Source organism: Paraburkholderia terrae (assembly GCF_002902925.1).
In the GTDB taxonomy this organism is placed as follows: domain Bacteria; phylum Pseudomonadota; class Gammaproteobacteria; order Burkholderiales; family Burkholderiaceae; genus Paraburkholderia; species Paraburkholderia terrae.
The window spans coordinates 36,702-52,658 of the sequence record NZ_CP026111.1 but is presented as its reverse complement, the minus strand read 5'-3'; the positions used below and the strand labels follow the sequence as shown (position 1 = coordinate 52,658).

The 15,957-nt window shown below is 63.5% G+C and carries 14 protein-coding genes and 1 tRNA gene; 5 read left to right on the top strand and 10 right to left on the bottom strand.

The annotated features are described in order from the left end of the window. Positions 1-27 precede the first annotated feature (27 nt). The 5 genes from C2L65_RS00245 to rodA all read left to right on the top strand — a co-directional run bounded on the left by C2L65_RS00245 (position 28) and on the right by rodA (position 6,563). The gene (locus C2L65_RS00245; protein ID WP_004189550.1) at positions 28-1,071 is read left to right on the top strand and encodes a rod shape-determining protein; all 1,044 of its coding nucleotides are present in this window, start codon (positions 28-30) and stop codon (positions 1,069-1,071) included. A gap of 118 nt (positions 1,072-1,189) precedes the next feature. Further along, entirely contained in the window at positions 1,190-2,317 is a 1,128-nt protein-coding gene (gene mreC, locus C2L65_RS00240; protein WP_042305015.1) for a rod shape-determining protein MreC, read from the top strand. Next, positions 2,314-2,826: a rod shape-determining protein MreD gene (mreD, locus tag C2L65_RS00235; protein WP_042305016.1), complete on the top strand. Its 513-nt coding sequence runs from the start codon at positions 2,314-2,316 to the stop codon at positions 2,824-2,826. Before mreC ends, mreD begins: the two co-directional genes overlap by 4 nt. A gap of 175 nt (positions 2,827-3,001) precedes the next feature. Further along, positions 3,002-5,404 (top strand): penicillin-binding protein 2, encoded by a 2,403-nt coding sequence (gene mrdA / locus C2L65_RS00230; protein WP_042305017.1) that lies wholly within the window; start codon positions 3,002-3,004, stop codon positions 5,402-5,404. 10 nt (positions 5,405-5,414) lie between these two features. Beyond that, a complete protein-coding gene (rodA, locus tag C2L65_RS00225; protein ID WP_042305018.1) occupies positions 5,415-6,563 on the top strand; it encodes a rod shape-determining protein RodA in 1,149 nt (382 codons plus the stop codon). Positions 6,564-6,632: 69 nt separating this feature from the next. On the opposite strand, the gene C2L65_RS00220 is transcribed toward rodA, so the two are convergent. The 10 genes from C2L65_RS00220 to rsmB form a co-directional block, all read right to left on the bottom strand. Beyond that, the gene (locus C2L65_RS00220; protein ID WP_042305019.1) at positions 6,633-7,343 is read right to left on the bottom strand and encodes a tetratricopeptide repeat protein; all 711 of its coding nucleotides are present in this window, start codon (positions 7,341-7,343) and stop codon (positions 6,633-6,635) included. Beyond that, positions 7,340-8,122 carry an HpcH/HpaI aldolase family protein gene (locus C2L65_RS00215; RefSeq protein WP_042305020.1) on the bottom strand — a complete coding sequence of 261 codons (783 nt, stop codon included), beginning with the start codon at positions 8,120-8,122 and terminating at the stop codon, positions 7,340-7,342. The genes C2L65_RS00220 and C2L65_RS00215 overlap by 4 nt, the downstream gene beginning before the upstream one ends. Before the next feature lie 184 nt (positions 8,123-8,306). Next, positions 8,307-8,750, bottom strand: a complete 444-nt coding sequence (queD, locus tag C2L65_RS00210) for a 6-carboxytetrahydropterin synthase QueD (protein WP_085954608.1) — start codon at positions 8,748-8,750, stop codon at positions 8,307-8,309. A gap of 9 nt (positions 8,751-8,759) precedes the next feature. Then, entirely contained in the window at positions 8,760-9,392 is a 633-nt protein-coding gene (queE, locus tag C2L65_RS00205) for a 7-carboxy-7-deazaguanine synthase (RefSeq protein WP_042305021.1), read from the bottom strand. A gap of 76 nt (positions 9,393-9,468) precedes the next feature. Beyond that, positions 9,469-10,200 (bottom strand): 7-cyano-7-deazaguanine synthase QueC, encoded by a 732-nt coding sequence (gene queC, locus C2L65_RS00200; protein ID WP_035987203.1) that lies wholly within the window; start codon positions 10,198-10,200, stop codon positions 9,469-9,471. A 391-nt stretch (positions 10,201-10,591) separates the two neighbouring features. Further along, positions 10,592-10,667, bottom strand: a tRNA-Phe gene (locus C2L65_RS00195). Positions 10,668-10,739: 72 nt separating this feature from the next. Beyond that, a complete protein-coding gene (esaR, locus tag C2L65_RS00190) occupies positions 10,740-11,429 on the bottom strand; it encodes a response regulator transcription factor EsaR (protein ID WP_042305022.1) in 690 nt (229 codons plus the stop codon). Then, positions 11,430-13,853: a sensor histidine kinase gene (locus tag C2L65_RS00185; protein ID WP_042305023.1), complete on the bottom strand. Its 2,424-nt coding sequence runs from the start codon at positions 13,851-13,853 to the stop codon at positions 11,430-11,432. Beyond that, on the bottom strand, positions 13,843-14,433 hold the full coding sequence (locus C2L65_RS00180; protein WP_007581966.1) for a DUF4390 domain-containing protein: 591 nt from the start codon (positions 14,431-14,433) through the stop codon (positions 13,843-13,845). Before C2L65_RS00180 ends, C2L65_RS00185 begins: the two co-directional genes overlap by 11 nt. Then, positions 14,430-15,851 (bottom strand): 16S rRNA (cytosine(967)-C(5))-methyltransferase RsmB, encoded by a 1,422-nt coding sequence (rsmB, locus tag C2L65_RS00175; RefSeq protein ID WP_042305024.1) that lies wholly within the window; start codon positions 15,849-15,851, stop codon positions 14,430-14,432. Before rsmB ends, C2L65_RS00180 begins: the two co-directional genes overlap by 4 nt. Positions 15,852-15,957 lie beyond the last annotated feature (106 nt).

The window sequence follows — 15,957 nt, the reverse complement described above, 5'->3', positions numbered from 1 at the left end:
CCGGCCCCCAGCGAGACAGGATTTTGCATGTTCGGTTTTTTGCGCAGCTATTTCTCCAACGATCTGGCCATTGACCTCGGCACGGCCAACACGCTTATCTACATGCGTGGCAAAGGTATCGTTCTCGACGAGCCGTCCGTCGTTTCGATTCGCCAGGAAGGCGGCCCGAATGGCAAGAAGACCATTCAGGCAGTCGGCAAGGAAGCAAAGCAGATGCTCGGCAAGGTGCCGGGCAACATCGAGGCGATCCGCCCGATGAAGGACGGCGTGATCGCCGACTTCACCGTGACCGAACAGATGATCAAGCAGTTCATCAAGACGGCTCACGAATCGCGCATGTTCTCGCCGTCGCCACGCATCATCATCTGCGTGCCGTGCGGTTCGACCCAGGTCGAGCGCCGTGCCATCAAGGAAGCGGCACACGGTGCGGGCGCATCGCAGGTCTACCTGATCGAAGAGCCGATGGCAGCTGCTATCGGTGCGGGTCTGCCGGTTTCGGAAGCAACGGGCTCGATGGTCGTCGACATCGGCGGCGGCACGACGGAAGTCGGCGTGATCTCGCTGGGCGGCATCGTGTACAAGGGTTCGGTGCGCGTCGGCGGCGACAAGTTCGACGAAGCGATCGTCAACTACATCCGCCGCAACTACGGCATGCTGATCGGCGAACAGACGGCCGAAGCCATCAAGAAGGAAATCGGCTCCGCGTTCCCGGGCTCGGAAGTCAAGGAAATGGAAGTGAAGGGCCGTAACCTGTCGGAAGGCATTCCGCGCAGCTTCACCATTTCGAGCAATGAAATTCTCGAAGCATTGACCGATCCGCTGAACCAGATCGTGTCGTCGGTGAAGATCGCGCTGGAACAGACGCCGCCGGAACTCGGCGCCGACATCGCCGAACGCGGCATGATGCTGACGGGCGGTGGCGCACTGCTGCGCGACCTCGACCGCCTGCTGGCGGAAGAAACGGGCCTGCCCGTGCTGGTCGCAGAAGATCCGCTGACGTGCGTCGTGCGTGGCTCGGGCATGGCGCTCGAACGCATGGACAAGCTCGGCAGCATCTTCTCGTACGAGTAAGGTTGCCAGTCTCCATGTCTGCAGCGCGCACTGAAAGGCTGGCTCCGCCAGCCTTTGTGCGTTGGGCGCGCGCCTAGCGCGCCGCCGTTTCACCCAATCGCTCACGCTCCCGGCGACCATGGAATACAGTCCGCCGCCCCTATTCAAGCAAGGCCCCTCGGCTCTCGCACGACTTATCTTCTTCGTGCTGGTAGCGCTCGCCCTGCTCATTTCCGACGCGCGATTCCGCACGCTCGAGATCGTTCGCGGCGTGCTCGGCGCGGGCTTGTATCCGTTGCAGCGCGCGGCGCTGGTGCCGCGCGACATCTTCATGGGCGCCGCCGATCTCGCCGTCACCAGCGCGTCGCTGCGCGGTGAGAACGACAAGTTGCGCACACGCAATCTGCAGTTGTCGCAGCAGGCCAACCAGGCGGCCCAGCTCGACGCGGAAAACGCGCATCTGCGTAATCTGCTGCAGCTGTCACAACGGATGACAACGCAGTCGATCCCCGCCGAAATCCAGTACGACACGCGCGATCCGTTCACGCAAAAGGTCGTGATCGGCCGCGGATCGCAGCAAGGCATCAGGGACGGTTCGCCCGTCGTCAATGAAGACGGCGTGATCGGCCAGGTGACGCGCGTGTTCCCGATGCAGTCCGAAGTGACGCTGCTCACCGACAAGGACCAGGCCGTCCCCGTGCAGATCGTCCGCACGGGCCTGCGCAGCGTGATCTACGGCACGCCGAAGGGCGACGCGCTCGACCTGCGTTTCGTGCCGATCAGCGCCGATGTGCTGGCCGGCGATGAACTCGTGACGAGCGGTCTCGACGGCATCTATCCGCCGGGGCTGCCAGTCGCGAAGGTGGTGCGCGTCGACAAGCAGGCGGACACGGCGTTCGCGCGCGTGATCTGCCAGCCCATCGCGCCTGTGCGCGGTGCTCGCGACCTGCTTGTCCTACACTACGAGAACAACGTGCCGCCGCGCCCCGCCGACGAACCCGATCCCGCCGCAGCCGCGAAGGAAGCGAAAAAGAAGAACGCGAAAACGCAGGACAAGGGCAAGTCAGGCGAGAAGGACGCGAAGTCTGCTCCGACGGCCGCCGCATCGGCGCCTGCAGCGGCCGCGGCTGCGGCAAAACCGGCTGCGCCGGCTGTCGCATCGTCGGCCAAGCCTGCTGGCAAGGCATCGACCGAAAAGAAGCCGGCCGCTGAAAAGGGCGCGAAGCCTCAAGCCGCTCAAGGGGCAAATCAGGGGGCCAAGCAATGAATCGCCCGCAGTACATCCTGCAGCCCGTCAATCCTTATTTCATCGCGTTCAGCCTCGCCGCCGCGTTCCTGCTGAACATGATGCCGTGGGGCCGTCTGGTCGGCGTGCCCGATTTCGTCGCGCTCGTGCTGCTGTTCTGGAACGTGCATCAGCCGCGCAAGGTCGGCATGGGTATCGCGTTTATGCTCGGTCTGTTGATGGACGTGCATAACGCCAGCCTGCTCGGCGAACACGCGCTCGCCTACACGCTGTTGTCGTACGGCGCGATCACGATCCACCGCCGCGTGCTGTGGATGTCGATCGGTGTGCAGGTTTTCGCTGTGATGCCGTTGCTCGTCGTCGCGCAACTCGTGCCGTTCGTGATCCGCCTGCTGACGGGCGCGTCGTTTCCGGGCTGGGGTTATCTGATCGACGGGTTCGTCGAAGCAGCACTCTGGCCCGTCGCGAGCATTCTGCTTTTGATGCCGCAACGCCGTCCGGCCGATCCGGACGATACGCGGCCCATCTGACCGCCCGCGCCGCCCGTCCGCTGATGAACGCGCCAGGCTTTTCGCCGCCTTCACGAGCGTTCGACGACGCAATGCGCTGCGCAACCGGCCGACGCAGCGCAAAACCCGGCAGCGCACCGGCGCCTCGCCGCCGAATTGAATCAAACCGCATAACCGGCAGTTCCTGCCCAACCGCATGACCGAATTCAAGGACACCCAGCAGCAACTCACGAAATTCCGCCTGCGCGTCGCGGCGGCGGGGCTGTTCGTGTTCGTCTGCTTCGGGCTGATCGCGTTCCGTTTCCTGTTTCTGCAGGTCTGGCACTACAGCAAATACTCGCTGCAAGCCAACGAAAACCGCATCTCAGTCGCGCCGATCGTGCCGAACCGCGGCATCATCACCGACCGCAACGGCGTCGTACTCGCCAAGAACTACTCGGCTTACACGCTGGAAATCACGCCGTCGAAGCTAAACGACACGCTCGATAACGTAATCGACAGTCTCGCGACCGTCATCAGTATCGACGCGCGCGACCGCCGCCGCTTCCGCAAACTGCAGGAAGACTCGAAGAACTTCGAGAGCCTACCGATCCGCACGCGCCTCACCGACGACGAAGTCGCGCGCTTCACAGCGCAGCGTTTCCGCTTCCCTGGCGTCGAAGTGCGCGCGCGCCTGTTCCGCCAATATCCGCTCGGACCGACGGCGGCGCATGTAATCGGCTATATCGGGCGCATTTCGCAGCGCGACCAGGACAAGATCGACGACGCCAGCGACCAGAACGACAGCGATCCCGAGCACTACGACGCGCGCCTCGACGCGAACAACTACAAAGGCACCGACTACATCGGCAAGATCGGTGTCGAGCAGAGCTACGAGACAGAGCTGCACGGGCTGACGGGCTTCGAAGAAGTCGAAGTGACGGCGGGCGGGCGACCGGTGCGCACGCTGTCGCGCACGCAGGCGACACCGGGCAACAACCTCGTGCTGTCGCTCGATATCGGCTTGCAGCAGGTCGCCGAGCAGGCGTTTGCGGGCCGCCGCGGCGCGCTCGTCGCGATCGAGCCATCGACGGGCGACGTGCTCGCGTTCGTGTCCGCACCGAGCTTCGATCCGAATTCGTTTGTCGACGGCATCGACCAGCAGACCTGGGACGAACTGAACAACTCGCCCGATCACCCGCTGCTGAATCGTCCGCTACACGGCACGTATCCGCCCGGCTCGACGTACAAGCCGTTCATGGCGCTCGCCGCGCTGACGCTGCACAAGCGCACGCCGCAATGGGGCTTCCAGGATCCGGGCTCGTACACGTTCGGCGGCCACACGTTCCGCAACGACGTGCCGCAGGGTCAGGGCTGGATCGACATGAATCGCGCGATCATGGTGTCGAACGACACCTACTTCTACATGCTCGCGCACGATCTCGGCGTCAACGCGATCGCCGGATTTATGAAGCCGTGGGGCTTCGGCCAGATAACGGGCATCGACATCGCCGGTGAAGCGCGCGGCATCCTGCCTTCGACGGACTGGAAGCGCAAGGCGTATCGCAAGCCCGAACAGCAACGCTGGTACGAAGGCGAGACGATCAGCCTCGGCATCGGCCAGGGCTACAACTCGTACACGATTCTTCAACTCGCGCATGCGACGGCGACGCTCGCGAACAACGGCACGGTGATGAAGCCGCACCTTGTGAAGGAGATCGAGAATCCGATCACCCGGGCACTGCGCGCTACCGTGCCGAAGGACGACGGACGCATCGACGTGAAGCAGTCCGATATCGACGTCGTGAAGCGTGGCATGGAAAACGTGACGATGAACCCGTCGGGCACTGCGTATCAGGTGTTCCGCAATGCCGCGTATGTGTCGGCGGGCAAGACGGGGACGGCGCAGGTGTTCTCGCTGCAAGGCGCGAAGTACCACGGCCACGCGCTCGCTGAACATCTGCGCGACCACGCGCTCTTCATCGCGTTTGCCCCTGCCGACAACCCGAAAATCGCGGTCGCGCTGATCGTCGAAAACGGCGGCTGGGGTGCGCAAGCGGCGGGCCCGATCGCGCGGCGGGTGCTCGACTATTACCTAGTCGACCGCATGAAACCGGGCGTCGAGCAGGCAGCCGTCGTGGCGGCTGCATCGGCGACGGAGGAAACGTCGGCGCCCGTCATCGGTAGCGCGCCGGTAGCGCCCACCGGCGACATTCAGCCTGTCGCCGTCGCGGCTGGCTTCAAGCCACTGCCGTTGCCCGCGGGCGCACCGACGCCGCATGCGGCGCCTGCGTCGGATGCATCCGGCGCCGTCGCGGCGTCGGGCGCAGCTTCGGCTTCGGCGCCTGTCGCTTCGTCAGCTGCGGCGCCGCGAGCCGCTTCGGCATCGAAGCCGGCCAAGGCGCCGCGCGTCGCGTCGGCCACAGTCGCGCCGTCGCCCGCTGCATCTGACACGGCAGCAACCACGGCTGCGGCACCCGTCAAGGCGTCCGACGCCCGCAAGTCCCCACGCAAACCCCGTCCGGCCAGCGAATCGCGGCCGGTCGCCGCCGCGCCGTCGCGTAACGAGGAATCGCAGGCCGTGCCGCGCGGTCCCGTTTCCGGCGGCATCGACGAGTAAGGAGAAAGGCATGCAAATCGACAAGCGCGCCTGGCTCGAACGCTTCAAGAAGATGTTCGCGGGCTTCGATCGCCCGCTCGCACTGATCGTGTTTCTGCTGCTGTGCGTCGGTATCGTGACGCTGTACAGCGCGAGCCTCGACGTGCCCGGCCGCGTCGAAGACCAGCTGCGCAACATCATCCTGACGTTCGCGCTGATGTGGGTGCTGGCCAACATCCCGCCCACGACGCTGATGCGCTTCGCCGTCCCGCTCTACACATTCGGGGTCGCGTTACTGATTGCCGTGGCGCTATTCGGCCTCACGCGCAAGGGCGCCAAGCGCTGGATCAACGTTGGTGTGGTGATCCAGCCATCGGAGATTCTCAAGATCGCGACGCCGCTGATGCTCGCGTGGTACTACCAGCGCCGCGAAGGCAACATCCGCTGGTGGGATTACATCGTCGGCATGCTGATTCTCGCGGTGCCCGTCGGGCTGATCGCGAAACAGCCCGACCTCGGCACGGCCGTGCTCGTGTTCGCGTCGGGGTTCTTCGTCATCTATTTCGCGGGGCTCAGTTTCAAGCTGATCGTCCCTGTGCTGATTGCGGGCGTGATTGCCGTCGGCGCGATTGCGACGTTCCAGGACAAGATCTGCCAGCCTGAAGTGCAATGGCCGCTGATGCACGACTACCAGAAGCACCGCATCTGCACGCTGCTCGATCCGACGTCCGACCCGTTGGGCAAAGGCTTCCACACCATTCAGGCCGTGATCGCGATCGGCTCGGGCGGCCCGCTCGGCAAGGGCTGGTTGAAGGGCACGCAGGCGCATCTCGAGTTCATTCCCGAGAAGCACACTGACTTCATCTTCGCGGTGTTCTCAGAGGAGTTCGGCCTGGCCGGCGGCCTTGTATTGCTGACGCTCTATATGGCGCTGATCGCGCGCGGCCTGTACATCGCGGCGAACGGCGCGACGCTATTCGGCCGATTACTGGCCGGCTCGCTGACGATGGCGTTCTTCACCTACGCGTTCGTGAACATCGGGATGGTGAGCGGGATTCTTCCCGTGGTCGGCGTGCCGTTGCCGTTCATGAGCTACGGCGGCACCGCGCTGACGACGCTCGGCTTCGCGATCGGGCTCATCATGAGCGTCGCGCGACAGAAGCGTTTGATGCAAAGCTGACCTGTCAGCATCGACAACAATACGGACACGCAAAACAAAACGGCGCCTGAAATTCTCAGGCGCCGTTTTTCATTGCGGCTTCGCTTCGTGCGATTCGCGTAACTGGGTGCTGAGCTGCTGATACTTGAGCCGCGCCGCCGGGTCGCCTTGCGCGGCCGCAGCCGCGTAATAGGCCCGCGCGACGTTCAGGTTCTGCGTCACGCCATCGCCGCCGCGCTCATAGAACGAGCCCGTCACGTACTGCGCGGTCATGTCGCCGCCCTCGGCCGCCTTCTTGTACCAGTAGAACGCCTGCTGGTTGTCACGTGCGGTGCCGCGCCCATCGAGAAACTGGTTCGCCAGCGCCAGCTCGGCCTGGATATGCCCTTGCTGCGCAGCCTTCAGAAACCATTGATGCGCTTCCGCCGGATCACGCCCGACGAACTCGCCATCGTCGTACATCTTGCCGTACACGTATTGCGCGTGCGACATGTTCGCGTCGGCGGCTTTGCGCAGCCACTTCTTGCCTTCTTCGACATTCGCAGGACCGCCCTCGCCGTTGAGCAGCATCATCGCGTAGTTGAACTCGGCGAGGCGGCTGCCGCGCTGCGCGGCCTTGCGAAACTCGGCGAGCGCAGACGTGAAGTTGCCTGCGTTGTAATCGGCGACGGCCGTCTGCGTTTCCATATCCGACGCGGGTGGCGTCTTACTCTGCGCGTGTGCCGCCGCACCCGCCGTCAGAGCGGTCAGCACGATGGCACGAGTTGCAATGCGCATCGCGCGTAACGACAACAGCTTCATGACCGAGCCTCCTGCAGTGCCTGTCGCGTGGTGCGCAACAGCCACATCACATCGGCGGCCAGCGCGATGAAGCGAAAGCCTTCCGACCGGTATTGCCGCGCGCTCGCGACGTCCATCGCGAAGATGCCCGTCGCGACACGCGCACGATGCGCGACGTCCAGAATATGCTTCATCGCGTCCTGCACTTCAGGGTGTTTCGAGTCGCCGAGATGACCGAGGCTTGCCGCGAGGTCCGCCGGCCCGACGAACAGGCAATCGACACCTCGCGTCGCCGCGATCTGCTCCAGATTCGCGAGCGCGTGTTGCGATTCGATCTGCACGATGTTCGCGATCTGCGCGTTCGCGTTCTGCAGATAATCGCGCCGCATGCCATAAGCCGCAGCGCGCACAGCGCCGGCGACGCCGCGCAGACCGTCCGGCGCATCGGCTGTCGCGTATTGCGTCAGGCGAACGGCATGGGCCGCTTCATCGGCCGTCTCGATGTTCGGAAACATCAGCGTACGAGCGCCCGCATCGAGCACGCGCTTGACGAGCCACGGCTCGACGGCGGGCAGACGCACGACGGGCTCGGTCGGCAGATGCGCCGCAGCAATCGCGCGCAGTTGTCCGGTGACGTCGCTGCTGTCGTTGGGCGCATGCTCCATGTCGATCAGCAGCCAGTCGAAACCAGCGTGCGCGAGCGCTTCCGCCGCGCTATCGCTGCCCAGCGAGAGCCACAAGCCGAACAGCGGGTCCGGGTCCTTGAGACGCAGCTTGAGGGGATTCGTGAACGTGCTCATCGCGCGCCTCCGTCGATGCGAGGCGCAGCCGCAATCCGGCTGGAGCAAAAGACGACGCGGCCCGAAAGGCCGACGTCAACAACTAGAGGATGGTGGCGGGCGTCGAGCCCGCAGCGTAGCGCGGTGACCGGCATGTCTCGCTCCGTGTGGTTATCGAAACGATCATACCGTGACAATAACCCGTTTAGTCGCGGACAACGTCGGCCCAGCAATTAGGCGTCTCATAGAGACGCACCTTATGCAGCCGCAGATTGACGCCATAGTGCGCGTCGTAGACGTTCGCGAGAATGTCGAACGCGACGGCGGCGAGGTTTTCGACGGTCGGAATGCGGTCGAGCACGATCGTCTTGTGGCCCGCCATCGATTCGAGAAAGCCGCGCACCTGCGTATCGCCTTCATAGACGAGAAACGCGTGATCCCACTTGTCGACGAGGTGCTCGTTCGCGAGCGCCTTCACGTCCGCGAAATCCATCACCATGCCGCGATCCGGCGCGCCTTCCGTTTCGACGAGATCGCCTTGCAGCGTGATTTCGAGCACATAGCGATGACCGTGCAGATTACGGCACTGGCTGCGGTGATCGGGAATGCGGTGACCCGCGTCGAATTCGAGTTTTCGTGTAATCGTCAGCACGGCAAATCAGGGAATGTTCAGGTACTTGTGAGTCTGCATCGACAGCCGCCATTGTGGATGACGCTTGCACCAGTCGATGGCGAGCTTCGTGTTGATATCGCGCGACGGGCCGTCCATCGGCTGGACGAGAAAATAGTCGAAGTCGAGCTTCGCATAGTCGGCGAGACGCTGGTTTTCTTGCGGCACGACTACTTTCAGTTCGTTGCCCTTGGTCTGCACGAGCGGTGCGTCGGCCTTCGGGCTCACGCAGATCCAGTCGATCGTGTCGAGCACCGGCAGCGAGCCGTTCGTTTCGATGGCGATTTCAAAGCCTTGTGCGTGCAATGCATCGACGAGCGGCTGGTCGATCTGCAGCATCGGCTCGCCGCCCGTACACACCACAAAACGCTGGCCCTCACCTTCGGGCCACAACGAGGCAATCTTCGCCGCCAGTTCTTCGGGCGTGCGGAATTTGCCGCCGTTCTCGCCGTCGGTGCCGACGAAGTCGGTATCGCAGAACTGGCACACCGCGTCGGCGCGATCTTCTTCGCGGCCCGACCACAGGTTGCATCCGGCGAACCGGCAAAACACGGCCGGACGTCCGGCGTTCGCGCCCTCGCCCTGCAACGTGTAGAAGATTTCCTTGACCGCGTACGTCATGCTGCTTTCTGCCCGATGCTCCGTGAAGCTCTGTTGATGTGCGCTTGTGCCGCGTGCTGTTGCTTGTATAAGCCGCTCAAGCGGGTTCCGTGACCTGTTCGCCGTTTAGATACGCCTCGTAACCGCGCTTGCGCAAGCGGCACGCCGGGCACTCGCCACAACCGAAGCCCCACGCATGCAGTTCCGCGCGCTCGCCGAGATAACACGTGTGCGTCTCGACGCGAATCAGCTCGACCAGTTCTTCGCCGCCCAGCTCATGCGCGAGGCGCCAAGTGTCGGCCTTGTCGATCCACATCAGCGGCGTCTCCAGCACGAAGCGGCTGTCCATGCCGAGGTTCAGCGCGACTTGCAGCGCTTTCATCGTGTCGTCGCGGCAATCCGGGTAGCCGGAGAAATCCGTCTCGCACATGCCGCCGACCAGCACGCGCAATCCGCGACGATACGCAATGGCCGCCGCGATCGTCATGAACATCAGGTTGCGGCCGGGCACGAACGTATTCGGCAGACCGTTCGACGCTGCGTGGATCTCGATCTCGCGCGTCATCGCGGTATCGCTGATGGAGCCGAGCACTGACAGATCGATCATGTGATCGTCGCCGAGCCGCTCACCCCACTCGGGGAACGTGCGCGCCACGGCGCTGCGAAATCCCTCGCGGCATTCGAGTTCGACGCGATGCCGCTGGCCGTAGTCGAAACCCAGCGTTTCGACCGTTTCATATCGATCCAGCGCCCAGGCGAGACACGTGGCCGAATCCTGGCCACCGGAAAACAGCACCAGCGCGCTACTTTTGGCGTCTTTACGGGTCACCGTGAAACTCCGTGTAGGTTGATTGCGTGCGCCAGCGGCCGCGCGCAAGCGGCGACTCGCGCGCCGGCTTCGCGACCTGTTTGAGACCTTCGGCGCGGGCCGGCACGGACACTGGCTCAAGCAGTATAGGCGGCGGCTTTCGCGCGCCAATCTGCTGTGGCTTATACCGTTGATCGTCCGCCAGAGCGTTTCACGCTACACGATGCCTTGGACCTGAAACGAAAAAGGACTTGCGAAGAACACGTGGCAAGTCCTTGATACAGTGGGATTTTATCATGCGCAGCCGAGGCTCGCTCGCGGCCGCTGCACCGCTCATCCCACGCAGCGAACGACATCTTGCCCGCAAATAGGAAAAGCCCCAGGAATCTTGCGATTTCCTGGGGCTGAATCCTGGTGGCCTGGGGCGGAATCGAACCACCGACACGCGGATTTTCAATCCGCTGCTCTACCAACTGAGCTACCGGGCCAACGAAGAAGCGAGAGTATAGCAAGCACTTTTCGCTTTCTCAAGCCCCTCCCGAAAAAAACTTGAGCGGCGTTTATTCGCCCTTGTTCTTGCCGAGATCGACGCCCAGCTGCTTGAGCTTGCGATACAAATGCGTCCGCTCGAGCCCCGTCTTTTCCGCGACGCGCGTCATGCTGCCGTTCTCGCGCGCGAGGTGATACTCGAAGTACGCGCGCTCGAAGGCATCGCGGGCGTCGCGCAGCGGAATGTCGAATGAAATCGACGCCGTCTGCGCGGACAGCATGCCGCCGCTAAGACTGTCCGCCGACATCATCGGCAGCGCAGCCGCCGATGCCACCGCCGAAGCATTCGTCGCCATCGCCGGCTTCGCTGCCACGCCGCCCGCCGCGGGCGCCGCGCTGCCGCGTGCGAGTCCCTGCTCGACGGCCTTCAGCAGCTTCTGCAGCGCGATCGGCTTTTCAAGGAAGTTGAGCGCGCCGATCTTGGTCGCTTCGACCGCCGTATCGATAGTCGCGTGACCCGACATCATGATGACGGGCATCGTGAGTAGCGCTTGCGCGGCCCATTCCTTGAGCAACGTGACGCCATCGGTATCGGGCATCCAGATGTCGAGCAGCACCAGATCGGGTGCCTGGCGTTGCCGGTAGTCGCGCGCCTCCTGCGCGTTCTCCGCGACCTCCACGACATGCCCTTCGTCGCTCAGGATCTCCGAGAGCAATTCCCGGATGCCCATTTCATCATCTACCACCAGGATGGTTGCCATTTAAGCTGCCCTTGTCTGCACTGTTGCTTTTGTCTTTCCCTGCGATGCACCGCCACTGCCGTGCGCCGCCTGCGGCCCGCTTCCAGGCGCCGCAGCCTTGTTGTCTGCGAGTTGTAGGAAGAGGATCGAAATTTGCGCGCCTTCGATCACATCGCCCGCTTTCAGGCGGTTGCGAATGTCGATTCGTGCGCCGTGTTCATCGACGATCTTCTTGACCATGGCGAGTCCAAGACCTGTTCCTTTGGCCTTGGTCGTCACGTAAGGTTCGAACGCGCGCGTGAGGATGCGCGCGGAGAAGCCCGGACCGTTGTCCGACACGGTCAATCGCACCGCGACGCTCACTTTGCCCTCTGCATCGGGATCGCCATATTCTACTGTCCTCGTCTCGAGCAACACACGCGGTTGCCCGATATCGGCGACAGCGTCCTGTGCGTTCTGCAGCAGGTTATGGATCACCTGACGCAATTGCGTCGCGTCACCACGTATAACGGGCAAGTCCGCCAATTCGACGACAATCGGCGTCTTGCCTTCTTCGATTCCGTACAGCGTCAGCACTTCGCTGACCAGTTCGTTCAATTGCAGATTCGAAAGCACGGCAGGCGGCGTGCGCGCGTAGTCGCGGAAATCGTCGACCATCTGCTTCATCGCGGCGACCTGATTCACGATTGTAGTGGCACCGCGTTTCAATACGTCTGCATCCGATGGCGAGAGCTTGTCAGTAAGCTTCATCTGCAAGCGCTCCGCCGAAAGCTGGATCGGCGTAAGAGGATTCTTGATCTCGTGCGCGAGACGCCGCGCGACTTCGCCCCATGCGATCGAACGCTGCGCGGAGATCACGTCGGAAATATCGTCGAACACGACAACGTAGCCGGACGTCTCTTCATCGTCACTGTCGCTGCCCGCCGCCGACACCAGCCGCGCGCCGCGCACGAGCAGCGTCAGCGGATCGGATTCGCCCGGAACCTGCAGCGACATCTGCTGCTGCCAGTGTCCGGTGTCGTCCTGATCGCCGCCACCTGCCGCTTCGAGATCCGCGAACGCCTTGCGCACCATCGCGCCGAATTCGCTCAACACGCTGATGCGATCCAGCGACGAACCGAACAGCGACGCGAACGGCTGACCGAAGATACGTTCCGCGCCGCGATTGGCCGTGGTCAGGCGGAACTGCCGGTCGAACACGAACACGCCCGCTGTCAGGTTCGCAAGAATGCTTTCGAGGTACGCCTTCGAATGTTCGAGCGCAACGCGGTTCGCTTCGACGGCTGCGCGTGCTTCAGACAACTGCCGTGTCATCGCGTTGAACGACTGCGTGAGGAAGCCGAGCTCATCGCGCGACTTGATCTCGCGCTTTGGCGTGTAGTCGCCTTCCGTCACTTCCTTCGTGCCCTGCGCGAGCAGGAACAGCGGCCGCGCGAGCTGATTGCCGAGTGCGAGCGCCAGCATCATCGCGATGAAGGTCGCGAGGAACAGCGCGAGCGTCAGCGTGCCGATATACATCTTGCGCAAGCCCGTGCGCCCGATCGCTTTCTCCTGATATTCGCGATACGCGCGCTGCACGGCATCCGCGTTGCGCGCCAATGATTGCGACACGGGCTGCGTGAGTTGCAGGAAGCGCTCGGTCGGCTGCAACTGCGAGGCGTTGGCATCGGGAATGCGCTGCACGATACGCAGACGCAATGCGCCCTTCGCGCCGCGCGCCTTCGGATCGCCATCCACTTCGCCTTCGATCGACGCAAAGCCGCGGCCACGCGCCTGCTCGATCATGATCGGCGTGGGCAGATCGCTCGGCACCAGCGACGCGTAATTGCTGGTCGCCTGCGCGACCACGTGCATCTCAGGCGTCGGGCCCGACATACTGCGCGACGGCTCGACGATCGTCGCATCCTGCACGCCGAACTGATCGCGCAAACGCAACAGCGTGAGCGTCGTGCCGGCGGAATCCGCGCTCGCGAGCTGCTCGGCCATCAGGCGGCCTTTGGTTTGCAGATCGGACAGCGACGCGTCGAGCATGCCGCGTCCGAGATTCAGCCCGGAGGTCAACGCGGTTTCGACATTCACATCGAACCACGACTCGATACTGCGCGACACGAACTGATACGACACGATGTAGATGATGCCGCCCGGCACGACGCCGACCAGCGCGAAGAAGAACGCGAGCTTCGCCAGCAGCCGCGTGCCGAACTTGCCCTTGCGCAATCGCGTGACGATGATGACGACGAGCACCGCGACGATCAGCATGAAGATCAGCGCGACAACCACGTTGGCCGCGTAGAGCCAGCCGTAGTAGCGATCGAAGAACTCAGTATTCGCACTCGCGGTTGCGAGCAGCACGAGCAGCAGGACGGCCGTGACGGCCACCGTCGACACCAGCACCCGCAGGACGAGGCTGCCGACACTGGTGGCGCGGCGTACTTTATTTAGCACGTTCGGTCACCGTGAAGGTAAAGCGCTTCCAGTCGGAAGCGAGGTTCCAGTCGCGGTTGTTGACCGCGTCGATCTGGAACGGCTTGGGCATCAATGCGATATCGAGCTGCATGCGCACCGATGCAGTGTACGTTTCTCCCGGATGAACCTGATTGCGATCGATCACATGCCATGACGTGACATGCTTGATCACGGACAGCGCCTCGTTCAGCGACGCGAAGCCGAGCTGCAGACCGCCCGTCGATACACGGTACTCGCGCGTGAGCGGCTGGAAAGAAAGCCGGATGCTTTGCGAGACGCTCACCGGCTGTTCGTCGAACCAGTACCAGCGTGGTCGGCTCAGTTCGAAGTCCGTCGTGAAGTAAACCGGTATGCCTTTGTTGACGGCGTCTTCGAGATTGCTGTTCAACTCGAACTCGAAACGCGCATCGAGGCTCCAGCCGCTGCCGTCGGATTGCAGAGACGCACGCTGCACGGCGATCGATTCGGCTCGCGCCGGCCCGGCTGCCGTGAGGCAAAGGGCCAGCGCAATCCAGAGCGCGGCCACGAGCCGAAGCGGAAGAAAGCGTTTGATGATCACCGTTTCTGAAAGCGCGCGTAGAAGAATCCGTCGTGGTCTAAGCTCGAACCAGTGCTTTGTCCGGCGCGGGAGCCAGCCGATACGTCGGCGGGCGCGCGGGCGACTGCTGGGAGCAGTTGCCCCGGCGCGTCCAATCGTACCGCATCCGCGTGCTGGTTTCCAAACCACTGAGCCTGCAACTCGCCTTCTTCGGGAAAGATCGAGCAGGTAACGTACAACAACTCGCCGCCCGTTTTGACAAGCGGCCACAGCGCTTCGAGAATGCGGCGCTGTTCTTCGACGAGCGCGGGAATGTCCGACGCGCGGCGCAGCCAGCGAATGTCCGGATGACGGCGCACGATGCCCGAAGCCGAGCAGGGCACGTCGGCGAGAATGCGATCGAAGGGTTGATCGGCGGCGTGGTGCCATTGCGCGGGATTGCCCGCATCACCGACCCGCACATGCGCGTCCAAACCCAAACGCTGCAGGTTTTCGCCGATGCGTCGTGCGCGCGTCGCGTCGCTTTCGAGCGCGATCAGATCGATATCGGCGAGTTCGAGCAGATGGCCCGTCTTGCCGCCAGGTGCCGCGCATGCATCCAGCACGCGCATGCCGTCGCGCACGCCGAGCAACTGCGCGGCCAGTTGCGCACCGGCGTCCTGCACGGAGACAACGCCTTCGCTGAAACCGGGAATGCGATCGACGGGCATCGGCGTGTCGAGACGCACGGCATGGTCGCCCACCTGAGTCGCGGCGGTCTGATGCTCGCGCAACGTTTGCAGGTATGCATCGACGGTGGAGCGGCGCGCGTTCACGCGCAGCGTCAGCGGACCCTGGCTGTTGCCCGCGGCAAGCATGTCCTGCCATGCGTCGGGCCATGCGTTGCGTACGGCGTCGATCCACCAGACTGGGTAATTCCAGTGAGCGACAGCGTTGTTCTGTGCATCGGCCAGCAACGCCTCGCGCTCGCGCAAGAAGTTGCGCAGGACTGCGTTGACCAGCCCTTTCGCGAACGCGATCTCGCGCCGCGCGCCAATCGCTTCCACGGCCTGATCGACGACCGTGAAAGGCGCGTAGGCTGCATCGCTCTCTTCATCGGCCAGCAATGCGAGCGCGCACGCCAGCACATGCGCGATATGCGGAGGCGGTGCCTTGCGCACGAGTTTCGCGACCAGCCATTCGGCTGTGCCGAGTCGGCGCATCGTCCGGTATGCGATGTCCTGCACGGCGCCGCGCGACGCCGTCGCGACGCTTTCCGGCAACGACATGAAGATCGACTGCAATGCGGCCGGCAGCGCCGCGCCCTGGCGCACGGCGCCAATGGCTTGCGCCGCAGAGTCGAGCGCGAAGCCGAGGGACTCGGGTGCCAGATGCAGCGCCGTCAGACGGGAGTCGCGCGAACGCTGCGGCGAAGCAGGCTTGGAAGGCTTTCGGGTCATTAAGAGGCGAAAAACGGGCGCGCATGGACAGTGTCGCGCAAACGCCACATTGTAGCGTGACACGGGTCGAGGGCCGGCGGCACAAGGCCGTGCGATTCGAATTTGA

Coding starts and splice junctions, on each gene's coding strand:
- C2L65_RS00215 (WP_042305020.1), bottom strand. CDS start 8,122: ATGAGCACGTTCACGAATCCCCTCAAGCTGCGTCTCAAGGACCCGGAC.
- queE (WP_042305021.1), bottom strand. CDS start 9,392: ATGACGTACGCGGTCAAGGAAATCTTCTACACGTTGCAGGGCGAGGGC.
- rsmB (WP_042305024.1), bottom strand. CDS start 15,851: ATGACCCGAAAGCCTTCCAAGCCTGCTTCGCCGCAGCGTTCGCGCGAC.
- mreC (WP_042305015.1), top strand. CDS start 1,190: ATGGAATACAGTCCGCCGCCCCTATTCAAGCAAGGCCCCTCGGCTCTC.
- rodA (WP_042305018.1), top strand. CDS start 5,415: ATGCAAATCGACAAGCGCGCCTGGCTCGAACGCTTCAAGAAGATGTTC.
- esaR (WP_042305022.1), bottom strand. CDS start 11,429: ATGGCAACCATCCTGGTGGTAGATGATGAAATGGGCATCCGGGAATTG.
- mreD (WP_042305016.1), top strand. CDS start 2,314: ATGAATCGCCCGCAGTACATCCTGCAGCCCGTCAATCCTTATTTCATC.
- C2L65_RS00245 (WP_004189550.1), top strand. CDS start 28: ATGTTCGGTTTTTTGCGCAGCTATTTCTCCAACGATCTGGCCATTGAC.
- mrdA (WP_042305017.1), top strand. CDS start 3,002: ATGACCGAATTCAAGGACACCCAGCAGCAACTCACGAAATTCCGCCTG.
- C2L65_RS00220 (WP_042305019.1), bottom strand. CDS start 7,343: ATGAAGCTGTTGTCGTTACGCGCGATGCGCATTGCAACTCGTGCCATC.